Annotated in this window: 16 protein-coding genes; 2 read left to right on the forward strand and 14 right to left on the reverse strand. The window is 39.8% G+C overall.

The features are described from left to right. Window positions 1-13: 13 nt before the first annotated feature. The 3 genes from aspS to Epro_RS03120 form a co-directional block, all read right to left on the reverse strand. The gene (gene aspS, locus Epro_RS03110; protein WP_052570498.1) at window positions 14-1804 is read right to left on the reverse strand and encodes an aspartate--tRNA ligase; all 1791 of its coding nucleotides are present in this window, start codon (window positions 1802-1804) and stop codon (window positions 14-16) included. Window positions 1805-1814: 10 nt separating this feature from the next. Further along, a complete protein-coding gene (locus Epro_RS03115; protein WP_052570500.1) occupies window positions 1815-2342 on the reverse strand; it encodes an NUDIX domain-containing protein in 528 nt (175 codons plus the stop codon). Window positions 2343-2437: 95 nt separating this feature from the next. Then, window positions 2438-3949 (reverse strand): hypothetical protein, encoded by a 1512-nt coding sequence (locus Epro_RS03120; protein WP_144412033.1) that lies wholly within the window; start codon window positions 3947-3949, stop codon window positions 2438-2440. Between the two features lie 104 nt (window positions 3950-4053). On the opposite strand from Epro_RS03120, the gene Epro_RS03125 reads away from it, so the two are divergent. Then, complete coding sequence (locus tag Epro_RS03125) at window positions 4054-4566, forward strand: nucleoside-diphosphate kinase (RefSeq protein ID WP_052570503.1); 513 nt, start codon at window positions 4054-4056, stop codon at window positions 4564-4566. Between the two features lie 151 nt (window positions 4567-4717). Beyond that, window positions 4718-6487, forward strand: a complete 1770-nt coding sequence (locus Epro_RS03130; protein ID WP_052570504.1) for a phosphoenolpyruvate carboxykinase (GTP) — start codon at window positions 4718-4720, stop codon at window positions 6485-6487. Between the two features lie 102 nt (window positions 6488-6589). On the opposite strand, the gene Epro_RS03135 is transcribed toward Epro_RS03130, so the two are convergent. The 11 genes from Epro_RS03135 to Epro_RS03185 form a co-directional block, all read right to left on the reverse strand. Continuing rightward, the gene (locus Epro_RS03135) at window positions 6590-8263 is read right to left on the reverse strand and encodes a diphosphate--fructose-6-phosphate 1-phosphotransferase (RefSeq protein ID WP_052570506.1); all 1674 of its coding nucleotides are present in this window, start codon (window positions 8261-8263) and stop codon (window positions 6590-6592) included. A 100-nt stretch (window positions 8264-8363) separates the two neighbouring features. After that, on the reverse strand, window positions 8364-9239 hold the full coding sequence (locus Epro_RS03140) for a hypothetical protein (RefSeq protein ID WP_052570507.1): 876 nt from the start codon (window positions 9237-9239) through the stop codon (window positions 8364-8366). 61 nt (window positions 9240-9300) lie between these two features. Then, complete coding sequence (locus Epro_RS03145) at window positions 9301-10542, reverse strand: hypothetical protein (protein ID WP_052570508.1); 1242 nt, start codon at window positions 10540-10542, stop codon at window positions 9301-9303. A 322-nt stretch (window positions 10543-10864) separates the two neighbouring features. Further along, window positions 10865-11128 (reverse strand): hypothetical protein, encoded by a 264-nt coding sequence (locus tag Epro_RS03150; RefSeq protein WP_052570510.1) that lies wholly within the window; start codon window positions 11126-11128, stop codon window positions 10865-10867. A gap of 131 nt (window positions 11129-11259) precedes the next feature. Next, on the reverse strand, window positions 11260-12381 hold the full coding sequence (locus Epro_RS03155) for a hypothetical protein (RefSeq protein ID WP_144412034.1): 1122 nt from the start codon (window positions 12379-12381) through the stop codon (window positions 11260-11262). 394 nt (window positions 12382-12775) lie between these two features. Further along, on the reverse strand, window positions 12776-13597 hold the full coding sequence (locus tag Epro_RS03160; protein ID WP_052570513.1) for a hypothetical protein: 822 nt from the start codon (window positions 13595-13597) through the stop codon (window positions 12776-12778). Between the two features lie 17 nt (window positions 13598-13614). After that, entirely contained in the window at window positions 13615-14106 is a 492-nt protein-coding gene (locus Epro_RS03165) for a DUF5683 domain-containing protein (RefSeq protein ID WP_052570514.1), read from the reverse strand. Further along, entirely contained in the window at window positions 14107-14778 is a 672-nt protein-coding gene (locus Epro_RS03170; protein WP_052570516.1) for a carbohydrate binding domain-containing protein, read from the reverse strand. A 1-nt stretch (window position 14779) separates the two neighbouring features. Continuing rightward, entirely contained in the window at window positions 14780-15439 is a 660-nt protein-coding gene (locus tag Epro_RS03175; RefSeq protein WP_052570517.1) for a hypothetical protein, read from the reverse strand. Window positions 15440-15736: 297 nt separating this feature from the next. After that, window positions 15737-16339 carry a hypothetical protein gene (locus Epro_RS03180; RefSeq protein WP_052570519.1) on the reverse strand — a complete coding sequence of 201 codons (603 nt, stop codon included), beginning with the start codon at window positions 16337-16339 and terminating at the stop codon, window positions 15737-15739. 36 nt (window positions 16340-16375) lie between these two features. After that, entirely contained in the window at window positions 16376-19177 is a 2802-nt protein-coding gene (locus Epro_RS03185; RefSeq protein ID WP_052570521.1) for an OmpA family protein, read from the reverse strand. Window positions 19178-19269 lie beyond the last annotated feature (92 nt).

Genomic DNA, 19269 nt, shown 5'->3' on the forward strand with positions numbered 1-19269 from the left:
ACCTCTTAAAAAATTATGCTTCTTTTTTGTCGGGCGCCGCCGCAGGCTGTTGTTTTACAACAACTCTAACGCCAAGCTCTTTAAGCTGTTTTTCGCTTACCGCCGCAGGAGCGTTAGACATAGGGTCAACTGCTTTTTGCGTTTTAGGAAACGCTATGACTTCTCTTATTGATTCTTCGCCCGCAAGAAGCGCGCAAAGTCTGTCAAAACCCAAAGCTACCCCGCCGTGCGGAGGCGCGCCGTACGTAAGCGCGTCAAGCAAAAATCCGAATTTTTCTTTTGCCGCGTCGTCGGTAATATTTAAAAGATCAAACACTTGTTTTTGAACTTCGCTTCTGTGTATTCTTATTGAACCGCCGCCAAGCTCTACGCCGTTTAAAACAACGTCGTAAGCTTTAGCTTTTGCGTTTTTAGCGTTATCTTGAGTAAGCGCTTCTCCGTCTTTGGGCGAAGTAAACGGATGATGAAGCGCCTGCCATCTGCGCTCTTCTTTGTCCCACTCAAACATAGGAAAATCTACAACCCACAAAAAGTTGAATTTATTTTTATCTATAAGCCCTAACTCTTTTCCCATTTTAAGCCTTAACGCGCCAAGCCCCTGCGCGACAACTTTTTCTTCGTCGGCTAAAAACACTACCAAGTCTCCGCTTTTTGCGCCGAGTTTTGAAATGATGGTTTGTATCTCTTCTTCTTTAAAATATTTTACTATGTTAGATTCCGCGCCGGCGTCGGTAATTTTCATCCACGCCAAGCCCCTTGCGCCGTATTCGCCCACAAATTTTGTAAGCGCGTCTATTTCAGAACGCGAAAAGCTTGCGCCTTTGGGAATGCTTAAGCCCCTAACAATGCCGCCTTTTGCCAAAACGTTTGCAAAAACGCTAAACCCGGAATTTTTAAGCTCCGCGCTGAAATCTTTTATTTCCATTTCAAATCTTGTGTCCGGCTTATCGGAACCGAAACGCAGCATAGCGTCGGCGTAAGACATTCTTTCAAAAGGCGTTTTAATGTCGGCGTTAACCGCGGTTTTAAACACTCTTTTAAGCAATCCTTCAATTACGCCCATTACGTCTTCTTCTTCAACAAAAGACATTTCAAGATCAACCTGCGTAAACTCAAGCTGTCTGTCGGCTCTTAAATCTTCGTCGCGAAAACATCTTGCAATCTGGTAATATTTATCAAAACCGGCAACCATTAAAATTTGTTTGAAAATCTGCGGAGACTGCGGCAGCGCGTAAAAACTTCCGTGGTGAAGACGAGCCGGCACCAAAAAATCTCTTGCGCCCTCCGGCGTAGATTTACCCAAAAACGGAGTTTCTATTTCCAGAAAACCTTCATCGTTAAGATAGTTTCTTATCTCTTTTGAAACGTTGTGGCGCATTATAAAATTTTTCTGAAACGCGGGACGGCGCAAATCCAAATAACGGTATTTAAGCCTTAACTCTTCCGAAGTTTCAACATAATCGGATATTTCAAAAGGAAGCGCCGGAGAAGCGTTTAAAATTTCTAATTTAGAAACTACAAGCTCTACTTTTCCCGTTGGCATATTAGGGTTTATTGTGCCCTCCGGTCTTTGCCTTAAAACGCCGGTTACGGACAAAACGTATTCGCTGCGAATGTGCTCCGCTGCGCAAAAAGTTTCTTTATTTTCCGGCTGAAAAACTATTTGCAAAATTCCGGATCTGTCTCTTAAATCTATAAAAATAACTCCGCCGTGATCTCTTCTGGAATGCACCCAGCCGAAAACAGAAAGTTCTTTTCCGATGCTTGCTTCTCTAAAATCGCCGCAATAACCGCTTCTCTTCATGATTTTCCTCTTACTTTAATATGTTGTCAAACATTAATAACGCTATTATGGTTTTTGAATCTATTATTGCGCCGCTGCGCGTCATTTCCAGAGCGTCTTTAAAATTTACTATTATTTTTTCAACAAATTCGTCTTCGTCGGGATTTACTTTTCCTTTTTTTACTCCGAACGCCGCAAAAATATGCAGCACCTCGTTTGAAAATGCCGTGGACGGATAAAAAGATATCAGTTTTTCAAGCCTTTTGGCTTTAAGACCAGTTTCTTCTTCAAGCTCTCTTTGAGCGCACTCTATGGGCGTTTCGCCCTCGTCCATTTTGCCTGCGGGTATTTCGTAAGTAATCTGCCCCGCAACGTATCTGTACTGCTTCACAAGAACTATATTGTTTTTATCTATAAAAGGAAGAACCGCCGCCGCACCCGGGTGATTTAAATATTCCCTTGTAGCGGTTTTACCGTTTGGAAGCTTCACTTCATCGCAATAAAAATCTAAAACCTTACCTTTGTGAATCAAATTTTTCTTAATAAGTTTTTCAATCATTTAAGTATTTTATCATAAAATGCTTATAAAATAAATAAGAAGCGGCAAATTTTACCGCTTCTTGCTTATTGGTTTTATAAATTATTAAAAAATTTTTATTTATTTTTATTGGAGTCTGTTTTGATTTGTATTGGCTTTTTGTTTGATTTCGTCTTTTTTGCAGTCTTAAGCGTTTCTTTTTGAAATAATTTATATGAAACCGACTCTTTTTCAAAAGCCAAAGGGTTAAATGCGGATAAAACTAAATACCACCACGTTGTTGAAGACATAGAACTAACCGTATTATTGCCTTTGCCTCTTGCAATTTCCCAACCGCCGTCTTCAAAAGTTTCAACAACCTCTTTCTCTCCGACTTTTGCAGAAGTATATGGAAGCACGCCTTCATTAGTCGCCGCTTTCTTTACTTCATTTGTGAAAAATACGGCTTTATCCCTGTAATATTTAAACATTTTTTGATCGCCCTGCTTTTTTGCATATTCCGACATAATCTGCATGGCAATTATATGAAAGTTAGTTCCTTCAAACCAAATTACTCCCTTTCTGCTGCCTCTTCCCGCCGAAGACGTTAAATCGTAGCCTTTTACGTTAACTCCTTCCATCTTTGTTTCAACTAAAAAGTTTTTATCTACAAATTCCATCATCTTATACGGATCCGCGCCCATTTTTGCAAGATTTGACGGTCCCATTGCTAAAATTGTCCATGAGGTAGTGTCCAAAGGGTCAACGGTGTCAACGCCGGATTCATTGTAGCCTCTTACAAAAGTTTTTTTATTATTATCATATACAACTTTCATCATAAAATTTTCTATATTTTCCATCTCCGCGTTTATAGCGGCTAATGTGTATTTTTTATTTTTAAATATTTTAAGTATTTCTTTGTCGTTAAGTTCGTAAAGATCTTTAAGCATGTTCTTTAAAGCATAATCGTCTATAATATTTTCAGTTGAGAAAGTTTTAGAGAAATCAAGCCCCCAGCCGGAGCCCATTGATACCCCCCCCCGTGAACCGTCGGCGAATGTAAAGTGGTTTAAAGAATCTATCCACTTGCTCATATCTATTACAAACGGCAAAAATTCCAACGACCCCGTCATTGCAGTATATTGAAGCGCCGCAACCGCAATCCATGCATTAGGCCCTACATGAATTTTATCGCCGTCAATACCAATAATAAGATTTTCATTGTAACCGAAATCGTCGGTTCTATAGCTTGTAAACAAACCTATATAGCCGTTTTTCTCTACATAAAACTCTTTTTGATAAACCCTTAAAATTTTAGCGGCTTTTTCATAGTTGAAACTTGCAACATATGCCAAAACAGCCATTGCATTGTCATAAGTAAAACCCTGATTATCCAAAAGCCCCGCCTTAACATTGCCGTCAAGAGCATAAGAAGACGTACCTTTGTAACTTTGAAGAAGTTTTGTCCAATCATCCGTTTGATTTTTCAAATATTTAGTTATATTTTCGGTATCTTTATAATGACTTTTGACATAATCTAATCCATACATGGATTGAGACAAAAATTGCTTTCTATATTGAACATCTACAACGCTTGCTTCCTGCGCCATATTTTTTTGCAAATTGCGATAGTTTTTTGTATAATACATGCGCTTTAAGTTTAAATTGGAGCATAATTTTAACTTTGCGGCATCGGCAAAATATTTTTTTGCAAAATGCTGCAATTTTTTATATGTCTAAAAGGAGACAATAAATGGCAATTGAACAGTTGTTGATTTTAATTAAACCCGACGGCGTAAAAAAATCTTTAACCGGAAATATTCTTACGAAACTTTCTGAAGCAAGAATGGTTATTATAGGCGCAAAAGCTGTAAAAGTAAGCAAAGAGCTTGCCGAGCAGCACTACTACCACTTGAAAGATAAACCGTTTTTCGGCGAACTTGTAGATTACATTCAAGGCAAAGTTTACGGCGAACCGTGGGACAGAGTTTTGGCATTTGTTTATCAGGGCGAAGACGCAATTGCAAGAATGAGAAAAATCGCAGGCGCCACAAACCCGGAAGAAGCCGACCCTATTTCCATAAGAGGCGCTTACGGAAGAATAACAACTAAAGGCGTTTACGAAAACGTTGTTCACTGTTCTTCAGACCCGAAAGAAGCCGAAAGAGAAATAAAACTCTGGTTCAAACCCGAAGAAATAGTAAATAAAATATACCCTACAAAAGAAGTTACCGTCACAAATAAAAAAGAAGTTGTTTGGGCGTAGAAAAACAATTGAAAATTGAAAATTAACAACGGTTTCAAAAAGCTTTTTTAAATTCTCAATTGCCATTATCAGTAAGCCCGTAAAGCTTGTCAAGACGGCGCGCCGTCTCGGGGGCAAGAAACTATATAATATTTACGGAGTATCGCAAGAGATGTCAACACCATTTGAGCAGTTTGTAAAAGAAATGCAGGAGTTTTTCACGCCGGACAAAGTTTACATAATGGACGGCTCCGAAAAAGAAGCAAAACAACTTGCAAAAGAAGCCCAAGAAACCGAATCGGACGGTAAAAAAGTATTAAAAGAGTTAAACGGAAAAGTTTACCCTAACTCTTACTATCACCGTTCAAACCCAAACGACGTAGCAAGAACCGAACACCTTACATTTGTCTGCACGCCTACAAAAGAGCAGGCAGGCCCCAACAATAACTGGCTTGATCCCAAAGAAGCCAAAGAAAAAATGAACGCTCTGATGAAGGGCTCCATGAAAGGCAGAACTATGTATGTAATTGCTTTCGTCATGGGCGACCCTAAATCCAAATACGCTAAAAACTGCGTGGAAGTTACAGATTCCGTTTACGTGGCGTTAAGCATGCGCATAATGTCGCGCGTAGGAAAAGACGCAATCGCAAGAATAGGCAACTCAAAAGATTTTTTCAGAGGATTGCATTCTATCGGCGATGTAAACCCCGACAGAAGATTTGTTATGCATTTCCCGCAGGAAAATTTAGTTATGAGTTTCGGCTCTGGTTACGGCGGCAACGCTCTACTCGGAAAAAAATGTTACTCGCTTAGAATAGCGTCTTACCTCGGTTATAACGAAGGCTGGCTTGCCGAACATATGATTGTTATAGGCGTTCAATCGCCCGACGGAAAAATTACGTATTTTCTGGCGGCGTTTCCTTCGGCGTGCGGAAAAACAAATCTCGCGCTTTTGCAGCCCGTATTTCCCGGATATAAAGTTTGGACTTTGGGCGACGATATTGCGTGGCTTAACATTGGCGAAGACGGACAGCTTTACGCTATAAACCCCGAAGCCGGAATGTTCGGCGTAGCACCCGGAACAGGCGACAAAACAAACCCCGTAATGATAGACACGCTTAAAAACGATAAATTTTTCCCCACTCTTTTTACAAACACTGCGGTAAACGATGCGGATAATTCTCCTTGGTGGGAAGGTTTGTCTAAAGAAACCCCGTCTGATTTAACCGACTGGCAAGGGCAAAAATATAATGCAAGCGCCGGCAAACCTGCAGCGCACCCTAATTCAAGATTTACGGTTTCAATATACAATTGCCCCACATTGTCGCCGGAATACGATAATCCCAACGGAGTGCCGATTTCAGGAATTATTTTCGGCGGACGCAGAGCTTCCACAATTCCTCTTGTTTACGAATGCAAAGACTGGAACGCAGGCGTTTTCACGGCTTCAATAATAGGTTCCGAAACCACAGCGGCGGCAGGCGGCGCGCAGGGCGTAGTTAGAAGAGACCCTATGGCAATGCTTCCTTTCTGCGGATACAATATGGGAGACTACTTTCAACACTGGCTTAACATGGGCAAGAAAGTTAAAAAATTGCCGAAAGTATTTATGGTCAACTGGTTTAGAAAAGACGAAAACGGAAAATTTATGTGGCCGGGCTTTAGAGACAATTCAAGAGTTATCAAATGGATGATAGATAGAATTGAAGGCAAAGCCGGCGCAAAAGAAAGCGAAATAGGATTGCTTCCCGAAGAAGGCGCGTTAGATACAACCGGTCTTGACGTATCAAAAGAAACCATGGACAAACTTTTGAGCGTAAACAAAGAAGACTGGAAAAAAGAAGTTGCAATGGTAGAAGAGTTCTACGCAAAATTCGGAGATAAAATTCCCAAAGACTTAAGAACCCACTTGGAAGAACTTAAACAGGCAGTTAACAAATAATAGGTAAAAGGTAAAAAACAAAAAAGGCTGACACATAAAATGTGTCAGCCTTTTTTTATATATTTGTTGCGCCGTTACTTACTCCTTACTCCTTTCTACTTACTACTTTTTTGTTTGTTCATACTGCAGCGTTTTTGTAGTTAAATCCGTTACTTCAGTTGGGCCGAAATACTGTATGGGACCCGGAAATATGTAGCTTTCGGTTACTGCCCATGTATCTCTTTTCTTTGCAAATTCTTTGAAAGGTTTGCCTTTTAAATCTACCAGCGCTTTCTGTATAACGGGTTTGTCTTTGCCGTGTCTTTTTTCTATGTTCATCATCATGGTTAACGGAATTCCGCCGCATATCCACTTTTTTGGAGCCTGCGTAAGATTTCGCACCGACGACAAATATCCGGTAAAGTTGTTAAGCGCTAAAACCGCGGCGTTATAACCTAACGCATAGCAGTAATTTGCGTCAAAGTTTGAAGGAATTCCGCAGCGTCCTTCGTAGCCGAAGAAATGCGTAATGGCAGAAAATTTGCCTTTATAGCTTCCCTCTTTTTTAAGTTCTACAAGTTTTTTCTGAACCATTTCTATTAAAAGTTTCTCAGTTTCAATTAAAGAAACCTGAACGTTGCCGTGCGGGTCTCTGTCTAACATAAGCTGCGAAGCAATGCCCGCCGGAAGAGACTGCATAAGAGCGGAAAGGTTTGCGGGAAGTTTATTAAACACGTATTCTTTTTTCTCTTCTATTGAGTCAAAGCCCGCAATGGCGGACGCGTGCTCGGCAAGGGTATCGTTAAGAGCGGAAATTAACTTTTTCATTTCCGGAATAAATTCAATTAACCCTTCCGGAACTAAAGCAACGCCGAAATTTTTTCCGTCTGCCGCGCGTTTTTTTATAACGCTTACAATATTATCTACAACTTTCGCAAGCGTTAAATTTTTCGCTAAAATTTCTTCGCCCACCAAAACTATGTTGGGCTGCGTTTTAAAACCTACTTCCAAAGTTATATGCGACGCGCTTCTTCCCATAAGGCGCACAAAGTGCCAATATTTCTGCGCAGAGTTTACGTCTCTGCAGATGTTTCCCACAAGTTCCGCGTAAATTTTTGTTGCGGTATCAAAGCCGAAAGAAGTTTCAATATTTTTATTTTTCAAATCGCCGTCAATGGTTTTAGGAACGCCCACCACGCACATGCCCATATTTTCTTTTTTAGAATATTCGGCAATAAGCGCGGCATTAGTGTTGGAGTCGTCCCCGCCCACAACAACCAAAGCGTCTAATTTCTGCGACGTGCAATTATCTTTTGTTGAGCAAAACTGTTGGTCGGTTTCAATTTTTGTTCTGCCGGATTGTATAAAATCAAAACCGCCGGTGTTGCGGTAATCGTCCAAAACTTTTTCGGATATAACTTTATATTTATTTTCAAGAATTCCCGAAGGTCCGCCCAAGAAACCTATTAAAACGTTTTTTTTGTTCGCTTTTTTAAGCCCGTCAAAAAGTCCGGCAATAACGTTGTGCCCTCCGGGAGCCTGCCCTCCGGAAAGAACTACGCCTACGCGCACGGCTTTATTTTTTATTTTAGCGTTTGCGCCTTTAACAAAAGTAACTTCCGGTAAACCGTAAGTGTTTGGGAAAATTTCTTTGACTTTTTCTCTGTCGGCTATAGAATGCGTAAGTTTGCCCTCTTTAGCTTTTACTGCGGCGGCTCCCGCTTGTAAAACTTCCGGCAGAACCGGCTGGTATTTGCGTCTTTGAATTTGAAGTTCCGAAACGTTTGTTTGCGGCATTTTTATCTCCTTAAAATATAATTTTAAAACTAAAATTTGCGTATTATACTGAAAAAAGACTGCGGCTTGAATATGCCGCAGTCTTTTTTACTATAAATTATTATTCATACATTATATTGTCAAGATAAAATACGCAGCCAGCAGGGTTTGACTGTCTTGTAACGGTAAAACCAAACCCGCCTATAATGTTGCTTAAATCCGCATCGCTAAGCCAAATTATATACTGCTCCCACTCAGCGGTAAGTTCAATAGGCCCTATAGAGCGCGAGTCGGAATCTTCAGAATTTGATCCCTGAATGCCGCCGACAATAAAAGCGTTAATTGTTTCTCCGCCGTTTTCGCCTCTTGCCCAAAATGATAATCTTTCCGAGCCGGTAATATTAAAGCCGTAGCCGTTGCCGTTACCCCAGTTGTTGGCGGGCTCTTGCCAATACATGCCCGACCACGCAACGCCGTCGCTATATGCGTTGTAAACAACTTGTATGCAAGTTTCTCCTACTTTAGGATTGCCTTTCCATGCCTGATTTATTTGCAACGCTCCCATATTGCCCATCTTTCCCGACGGGTAATAGTGATTGTATTTATTTCCTATTGAGTGATAAACGTAAAAAGGTCTAAATCCCGAACTGTTTTTAAACTGCGCGTTTTCTTCAGGATTTGATTTTGCCTCAAGCGGTTCTTCTTTTACAACAGCCGGTTTAGACACGGCTCTTTTAGGAGAAGGCTTTGAAACTTTTTTCTTTTTGGTTTTTTTTGGTTTAGCCTTTTTTTTCGCAACAGGTTTTGGCGCCACGGCAGGCTTAACTTCTTTTTTTACCGTTTGTACCACGTTCTCAACTTGAGCCGGCTGACGGTGCAAAACGCGTTTCAAATATCTTTTCGCCGTCGGAAACCCAACGCAAGACCTTAACAAAAGCAATAATATTAAAATTATAAGAATTATTACTAACAACGCCGTAGTTTTTTTGCTTCGCATTGTTTTAAATCTCCATTCTTGCCGCTTACAAGCATTTAAAATACTTATAAATTATACATTATTACATTTGCTTTGCAAATAGTTTATAGTTGATGTGCGCTCTGTCAAACGCTAACGGATTAAACCCGGAAAGAGCGATAATATACCATCCGGTGGAAGAAGCCGAGGCTACCCACTGCCCGTTTTTACCTCTGGGAATTTCCCAGTCGTCTTTAAAAGTGGTAACAATTTCTTTCTCCCCGAGTTTTTTTGAAACATAAGGAAGAGCGCCGTCTATCATTGCGCAAAGCTGCGACGCTTTTTGCATTTCGTTTAAAAAGAATTTAGATTTCTGGCGGAAATATTCGGCTCTCTTTGGGTTTGCGTTATTGCGCGAATATTGCGACATAATTTGCATTGCCACAATGTGAAAAGCGGTTCCTTCAAACCAAATCATTTTATAATTTTTCTGTCTGCTGCGCTGATTTGTGAAATCGTAACCTTTAACTTTTACGCCCTCAATAGCATCCTCAACAAGATAATTCTTGTCGGCATAATTCATAAGATAATAGGGATCCACGCCCATTTTCGCAAGTCTGCTTGGCCCCACTGCGGCTACAGCCCAGCTTACAGTATCAAGCGCGTCTATTTTATCTACGCCGTGTTCGTTATAGCCTACGTTAAAAGTTTTTTTATGTTTATCATAAACAACTTGCATAAGCCATCTTTCAATATTCAAAATTTCTTTTTTCATATCCTGCAAATTATATCCGCTTTGCGCAAATATTTTTTTTATTTCACTATTATCAATTGCGTAAATTTCCGTAAGCATTTTTTTAAGCGCATAATCGTCAAGTATGTTTTCAGTGGAAAAAACCGTGCTCCAGTCCGGACCCCAGCCCGAGCCCATTGAAACGCCGCCGCGCTGACCGTCGGGAAAAGCGTAATGCGTAAGCCCGTCTGTCCATTTGCTTATATCTATCGCAAGTTTTAAAAAATCAAGTTTTCCGGTAATAGCGGTGTATTGCAAAGCCGCTATGGCAACCCACACGTTAGGGCCTACGTGCATTCTGTCGCCGTCAATACCTATAACCATTCCCCAATTGGTGCCTTCTTTGTCCGAACGGTAACTGTTAAAAATTCCGTAATTCTCATTTTTAAGCATGTAAAATTCTTTCTGGTAAATGCTTAAAATTTTTTCGGCTTTATACGACTGATCGCAAAGCATATAAGTTATAGCGGCAATAGCTCCGTCGTAAGTAAAGGATTGCGCATCTAACGCCCCCCCCCCGTCCGTAAGCAAAAGAGTTTGTAAAAATATCATAACTGTAAATTGAAGTTCCTCTGAAACTTTCTACAAGCCCGTTTACTGCGGAAGTTTGTCTTGAAAAGAAATCTGCAACTCTCATTTGATTGCGGTAATAATTTCGGTTTGCGCCGTCGGTAAGAAACTGCTCGCGGTATTTTTTATTTACAACATCCGCCGCATTAACAGAAGCGCAGAAAACAAAAAACGACATCACTATAGATAGGCTCTCTCTAATTCGCATTAACATTTTCCCCATAGTATTGTAATAGAATTTTTGTAGTATAGCTATTAATAATTTTTATGTCAATAAAAATTCTTTTCGGCATACGTCCTCAATTCATTTTAAGGCATTTTTTACTTTATCTAAAATTTTACTTGCAAGTTTTAAATTAAGCGCTGTTTTTTTTGCGACTTTTAATATATTGTCATCGCCGGGGTTTAACGCTTCGCCGTCAACGGCAGTTGCATGTTCGCCGCCAAAACCTTGTCCTTCGCTATAAACCAAATCATAAGCAGGTGAAAGTTTCCATTTTCCGTCTGCAAACCGGCCAATATCATATTCAAATATGCTGAAAGTATCTTTTTGCGCTACCGTTCCCATCTTCTTATTGCAGAAATTTTTCCTACTACCCTGTTTTATCTGTTTTAACGGTTAGCTTGAATTTTTGTAATAAAAAAAACACACCTTAAAGAAAGATGCGCTTTTTTTATTTGTATCTAAAAAACATTTATTTACTCTTCAAAATAAACATAATCATAATCTATATACTCAGGAGGCACAGGGATAGGCAGACCAAGCTGTAGTACAAGATCAACTTGAGCAAAAACTATGTTTACAGGAACTACAACCATAGGATTAATTGCAATTAGGTCGGATATGTCCATTTCATACTTTTGCCAACTGCTTGTAAGCGGCGGCCACGCTCCAATACCTGTCATCCATTTTCTATAACCGGCAGCGGTTGCAAATTCTACTTGTATTGCAGCGTTGGGAGTAGGCGACTTCAACCAAATAACCAATTTAGTAAAGCCAGACAAATTAACAGGAACATCAACATGCGTGTCAGGGACATAAGTTCCTGTTCCGTAATTATAAAACCACCCTGACCAAGCTTCAATATTGTCAAAGTATATACGCTGATATGAAGCTGAATCTCCGGGAGCCCCCCCACCTATCATATGAGTATTTACTGAAGTCGTCCCGCCATTTTGACCATACAATCCAAGGTCTGTCATCAAGTCCGGCCCCACGCCGGCATCGCTTAATATATATCTTCTATTCCCCGGCGCCGGAGAATTAATACCAAGAATTATAGAGTTGCTCATCACTCCGGCAACTGAAGCGTTTACCGTTATATTTCCAACAACAGCGTTAGCCGTAAACGAAATTGTTGATGAATTAACATTTATGTAATTTCCATATCCGCCGGGCGTTATTGTCCAATTAACAGCAGGCATACCCGACATTGGTGCGCCTGCGGTGTCTAAAGCTACAGCATATATGATTGCAGATTCTCCTGCGGAGAGTGTGTTTGTTGACGTATAAATTGCAACGCTTCCTATAGGCGCTGCGTTAACTACTATAGGAAAAGAAGCGGTAACACCGCCGCATTCAGCAATTATTTGACCATAAACCTGACCCGCCAACGCTGAAACTTCAAACGTTGTTTCTTTAGCTTCTGAATTTGAGAACGTGCCTATTATAGTTTGGTCTGTATCGTTTTTGATGCTCCAATGAACATCTGAAGTAATTTCTTCACCACGAGAGTTAAGAAGAATAGCTTTTAAATCAACAACATCGCTGTTTAAAAGGCTTCCGTTACTGGCAGTTAAAAATTGAGATTCAATTTTCACTCTCAAGGTGTTTTGTGTTAGTCTTTTTAATTTTTCAGGAGCGCATGCAATAAGAATTGCACCGGATACTAAAAATAGGGTTGCTAATATTAAGATTTTTTTCATATTCTATTTGCTCCTTATTTTACGACTATATTGAATTGAAATTTTAATTTACAAAACTTGAATTCCAGACTACAAATTGCGAAAATAACAGGCAAAGAGTAAAAACAAACTTGCTCCGAATTGCTTCCCGTCTTCGTTACACTACAACGCGGCAAACTTCCCCGTAAACTACAGATGCCGAAACATTTATCTTCGGCGCTTCGCTTCTACAGCGCGGTATAAATCAAATATTGTGGCGTAGAGACGCAGTCCCAAAGAAGCAAGTTCGGCATGAAAAGTATTGCAAATGCTATTCGTAAACTACGTTGTCTAAATAGAATACAGCGCCGTTTGGATTGCCGTCTCTTGTTATGGTAAAACCAAAGCCGCCGATTACATTGTTTAAATCTGCGCCGGTAAGATGTATTGTATATTGCTTCCATTCTTTTGTAAGTTCAATTGGACCAATGGCTCTTGAGTCTGAATCTTCAGAATCTTTTCCTTGAATTCCGCCAATTATAAAGTTGGTAATTTCTTCGCCGCCATTTTCACCTCTTGCCCAAAAAGAAAGCCTTTCAGAACCGGTAAGATTAAATCCGTAGCCCTTATCGCCCCAGTTGTTTGCGGGTTCCTGCCAGTAAACGCCTGCCCAAGCCGTGCCGGCTTTTAACGCATTATAAGTAATTCTTACACAAGTTTTTCCGAACTTATTATCTTTTTCCCACGCCTGATTAATGTTTATAGCGCCGACATTTCCCATCATGCCTGAAGGATAATAATGGTTATTTTTATCTCCGATTTCCGAATATATATAAAAAGGTTTAAAACCTGACTTATTTGAATATACAGGCGATTCTTCTTTAACAGATTTTTGCGCAGGCACAGGCTCAACAGTTTTTTTATCTTGTGTTTTGGAAACTGAAGATTGTTTTGTCACAACCCGCACTTTGGGAGATGGCGCTTTAACCGGAACTTCATCTTCTGCAATAATTTCTTCGGTCTGTTCTATTGCAACAGGTCTTTGAAATCTCTGCTGAAATTTTTCTAAAATTCCGCAAGGCTTCAAAAACAAAAGAATTAAAATTATTATTAATGTTATAGACAACAAAAATGTCGTCTTTTTACTTTCCATTTATATATACCAAGAGTTTAGATTTTATGACTGTAGTTAAACATATACGCCGAACGGTTTTGATCGTAACCTACGTTAAATGCAGATTTTTTTGCTGCCCCGCCTTCTGCAATTTGGCTTTGGCATGTAAAATAAGCGTCTATAACAGCATAAAGCCAAACAGCTATTGCACCGTAAGTAAAGTATGTAGAAGTGTTATAATTTGTTTCGTAATCATTGTATAAGTTACCGTCTATTGCTCCAAGAGTTTTGTATTCGTTATATTTATTGTTTGCCTGACCGTTAAAATAGAAAGCTCCGCCAACGGCAGCAGCAAACAATCCAAAAGTAATCCAGCCTTTTACAGGTTGCTCATTCCAGCCTTGTCCCCAGCCGGGCATTAAAACTGAACGCAACGCCGCGTTAAACGGTTTTGCCTCAGAAAAATCTAATTCAAAATTTCCGGCAAATGCGTTAGCGTTAAAAAACAAAACAGATACAACAACAAGCGCCGCTATAATTTTTTTCATTTATCTTACCAGCCTTATATCGTCAATATATATGGTTCCGCCATTTGTAACATTTCCCGCAATAGGAGACATTTGCACAGTAATATACGTGTAAGTTAGCGCAGGCGAAGGAGACAAAGGAATTTCATAATATGTCCAATCCTGCAAAGCAGTTATTGACGTTACGGCATATGGAGAATTTCCGCTATTATCATTATTCAAAACTTTTATACTAACTTGGGCATTTGTATATAAATTAGCTTTTACCCAAAAACTTATTTTTGTGTATGCGCCGGGAGTTAAATCTTTTCCGCTTGTGCCGGCAGATGTAGGCAGCCAAAAAGTAGCTAAATAAACAGTGTTCCCATTATCAAAAACCTGACTTGGACTTCCGTCCCAACCCATTTTTATAGATTTATGACGCGTATGAGATTCGCCATCGTACTGCGCTTCAAGAACGTTTGTGGCATTCGCATAGGCTTCCCAAATATTTGTATAAGCCCCGACAGATTTAGAAAAAGGAAGAACTCTTGTCATTATATCGCCATTGGCATAAATGACAAACGGACTTGCCCATGAGGCGGGGTCTGTGTCATTTACTCCGTTATAAATAAGAGCGCCTGCAGGATTGTTTTCACAACCGGCGGTAAAAAACATTATTAATGGGAGTGCAAGTAAAAGTAGTTTTTTCATTTTATTTTTCCATTTCGTATCTTATTTCGTCTAAATAGAACGTTGCGCCATTGGGATTATCTTTTTTTGTTACCGTAAAGCTAAATCCGCCGGCAATACGCGTTAAATCCGTTTTCCTTAAATCTATGTGATACAGTTTCCAATCTTGAGTAAGTTTTATGTTTTTCTTGAAAGCAGAGCCGGAATCCGGATAATCGCCTTTAAACCCGCCGATTTTTACTTCGGATATAACTTCACTGCCTGTTTCGCCTTTAGCCCAAAAAGTTATAAAAGTCGCTTTGTTTAAATCGTAACCATCAGGGTTTGAACCCCAGTTGTTTGCAGGTTGCTGCCAATAAATTCCCACCCAGCGATTGCCGCCTTTGGGCGTATATTTTACCTGAATACAAGTTTTTCCGGCATAAACGTCTTTCCTATATTCCTGATTAAAAATTAAATCTTTACTGTCGCCCATCCAGCCTGACGGAGAGTAGTGATTTAAAACGGATTTATTATCTGCGTAAACGTAAAAAGCAAGCTCCGCTCTTTCTTGCGGCGAAAGATTAGTTGACACGGTCTTAGTTTTAGCCGCGCTTACGGAAGAAACGTGGATACAAATAAAACCGAATGCTAATACCGATAAAATTAAGAGTTTTGCTTTTTTCATTTTTAAACCTTTCATTTTTTGTCGCTCTGAATTTATTTCAGAGCCTGGTGTTTATTAATAATCTAATTATTCAGCGCCTTGCCCTTCACAATAACGGACTTCATGACTCTTGCGACAAATTCTGAAAAGCAATTGCCCTCAAGATGACAAATTAAAAACACTTATACGGACAACTGTTTTAGATTTTCCACTGCGTTCAAAATAGCAAGCATAATTACAATGATAATAAGAACATTGAAACCAAAACTATTTACGCAACCCCTCACCCTGCCCTATCCCCTTGCGGGGATAGGATTGAGTTAGGGTATTTATTTATTCGTAAATAATGTCGTCAATGTAGATTACAAATCCGTTCGGATTGTCGTCTTTGCTTGCTGCAAAGCAAAATCCGCCGATTATGTGCGTCAAATCTTTGCCTTTCAAGTCTATCGTGAATTTCTGCCATTCTTTTGTCAACACTACTGGCCCTATTGACTGTGAATCTGAATCAGGAAATTCTCCCGTGATTCCTCCTACTTTAAACTCTGCTATCTTTTCTCCGCCCTGCTCGCCTCTTGCCCAGAATGTCAATTTTGTTGCTCCGGTTAAATTGTAGCCGCCTTTCTTTTCTCCCCAATTGTTTGCTGGCTGCTGCCAATATATTCCCGACCATCCTGCTCCTTGCGCCATTTTTGCTGTATAGGTTATTTTAAAGGCCGTATTTCCGCTTCTCGGTTTGTCTGTTGACGCCTGTGATATTTTCAAATCGCCGTAATCGCCCATCCATCCGGAAGGCGCAAAGTGATTTGCTTTTGACGCGTTTTCTACGTACACTGCAAACGGTTTGAACGCCGGCGCTTTTGCCTGCCCGAACGCTGCTGCCGCTCCCGTTGCTACAAAAGCTGCTGCCATTACTAATGTCATTGCTTTTTTCATTTTTCTTCTCCTGGTTTTACTTACCGCAATTGCTGTTTAATTATTAGGAACAGTATCTTTTACTTCTTTTGACTGATTTTCATCTACAACTATCGCGTTATTGAGAACTATAATTTCAACGCGTCTGTTCTGCTCTCTTCCTTTAGCCGTGTTATTGTCCGCCACGGGTTTAAGTTTTCCAAATCCGGTTATTTGCATTCTATCCGCTGCAACGCCCTGTTTAACAAGGAAGTTTTTAACGGATTTCGCTCTGTCTTCAGATAACTTCTGATTGTAAGCTACCTTTCCTACCCAATCGGTATGACCTTCAATTGCTATGTTGTTGTCAGGGTATTTGTTAAGCAATACCGCTACTTCCTGCAATGTTTTTGTAGCGCCGGATTTCAAAGCAAACTTACCGCTGTCAAACAACACTTTCGCGCCGAGAGAAATTACAAGACCTCTTTCTGTTTCTTTTACGTCGGCATTGGCTATTTTAGGTCTTGTTGCAACTATTATTTTAGCAGGTTCGGTAATATCTTTATTGCCGTAATTATCTATACCTTCCAAGGTTGCAAAATATTCGCCGTCAGGACATATTTGTCCGTTTCTTTCATTTCTGCCGTCCCACTTAAGTTCTTCAGGGGTCTCAATTTCGCCGTCAAAATGTTTAACCGTATTTCCGTTAACGTCTTTAATGTTAATTGACCATTTTTCTATGCCGGAATGATCTGAAGCCCACGGTTCAAGAGACGCTTTGCCGCCGTCGGCAGGGTAAATTGTATCCGGATAAGCTTTTAAAGCAATTTGAGGAGCGGTTTTATCAAACTCTACGCCAAAAGGCATTCCGCCCTCTTCGCCTCTGTCGCCGAATTTAAATACTCCGTCAAAATATATTTTAACAAAAACTCTTATTTCGTCAAAAGTCCCAAGTTCGTTGCTTAACTCTTGATCCACAAAAGCAGGATCGCTTAAAAGAGCTGAATTTGTTTTTCTTCCGCCTACATATTCTACGCCAAAGTTAAACCATTTGCCAAGGTCTCTGCTTATGTGAGCAAGATAAAGCTCGTCAAAAGTAGCGCCGAAGTTTCTGTGCCAATCTTCAGGTCCCCAGAAATTTTTCAAATAAGCAACTTTGAAAAGATAAGGTTTTGTATCAACTTTTAAACTTGTCTTAAAGTATCCTATAAAAGAAGAAGTGTATGGGTCGCGTCCGCTTCCGCCGGAAGTATCAGAATACGGATAGCTTAAAGTTGCCAAATCTTCACCAACTTCAAAATCATAAAGTATTTTTGTATTATTTTTAATAAATTGAGTTAACAAATATAAAGAACCTATGTATCTATCCGGCACATTTGTTCCGTTAGCATAAGCATCTTCCCAAGCGGTAGAGCCGTCATATTCCCAATACTGCTGCCTGTCAAGCGGACCGCTGTATTTTGCCAAGTTAACTTTTGCAGCAAAAGAAAACGGCGCGTCTTCTTCAGGATTTAAATTGTATTCAACAGGCTCGTTCGGCATATAATTATAGAACCACGTTGAAGGCGTTGGATCGTAAGTGAAAACAAAGGATAAAGCGCTTGTTTCTCTGTTGTCAAAACCTGTTATAGGATTTCTCCACCAAACCCAAAAAGGACTTTCGGGACCTCTTGCAGATATTGATACAGGGCCTGATCCGCCGCCTGAATAAACCAAAGGCATTGCGGAAAGCAATGGTTTCTGATAAGAGTATCCCAAAAAAGTATTTATATATTTTGTCAAAGATTTTTCTACGGACGCGTTAACTTTTTGTCTGTTGCCCGCAACTAAACCTCTGTATTCATAACCAACATTAATAAGGTCAAGCAAGAATTTTTTACGAAGCTGCCACTGAAGAGACCCGCCAAGCGCGTCTTTTTCGGTTGTTTTGTCTGTTTTTACTTCATATTTAGAACCGTTTAATCCGTTTCCAATACCAACATCTTCAACGTATTGATATTCTTTGTTAAGTCTAAAAGGTCTGTATAAAGCCCCTACCTGAAGGGTTGTATTCAAGAATGTAAAATCTGTATTAAGTTGGAAATTTCTCATTCTTTCGTCTTCAAAACCATAAGGTATTACATGATCTGAATAAAAGAAATTTATGTTAGAATGGAATATATTTTTATACTTTACATATATACCTTTCTTATAATCTTGAAGAACTTCTTCGCCGTAAATAACATCTAAATCGCCGTAGAATCCTTTAATTTTTAATTGCCAATAGTCCGGCGTATGGTGTCCTGAATATCTTAAATAATTGTCGGCGTTATCTTGCCTTGGAAGCATATCAAACAAGTCGCCTTCATAAACCCAGCCCTGATGTCCGTAATTTTTATGGTATGCAAGATAAATCCAGTCTGTTTTTATACCGATTCTGGCGTTGTTCCAATTTAAATGATAGAAAGGACTTGTAAGACTTTTAAAGCGGTGTTCTTCGTTTATAGGCATCCAGAATTTATCGGCATAATCGCCAAGAAATTCAACGCCGAACTCGGCAAAAAACCATTCAGTAGGTTTTATTCCCAAATTCAAAAGAAGAGTTTGTCCGTATGTGTCTGTCCATTTATTATTATGTGTGGCAGGGTTTGACGGGGTATAACTCATAAACTTGCCAAGACCGGATCTGTCCGGATAAACAATCCAACCGTCGCCGGGTTTGTGGAAATAGGAATCAAAGGTTAATTCGCCTTTAAGTTCAATTGTCCCAGGTTCTAAAATGTCTGTGTTAATTCTGTTGTAATGCGCGTATGGTGAAAAAAGATCGGCATACGAAGAGGTGCGAAATGCGAGAAGAGATAAGAAAACTGTTGCTGCTATGAGGATTGATTTTAATCTCATTAGGGTTTCCTATTGTTTATTTATGCTGAATTCTACCATTAAATATAAATTTTGTCAACAACTTTATATGCGATATGTTATACGCGCAAACT

This window comes from Endomicrobium proavitum, assembly GCF_001027545.1.
GTDB classification, from domain to species: domain Bacteria; phylum Elusimicrobiota; class Endomicrobiia; order Endomicrobiales; family Endomicrobiaceae; genus Endomicrobium; species Endomicrobium proavitum.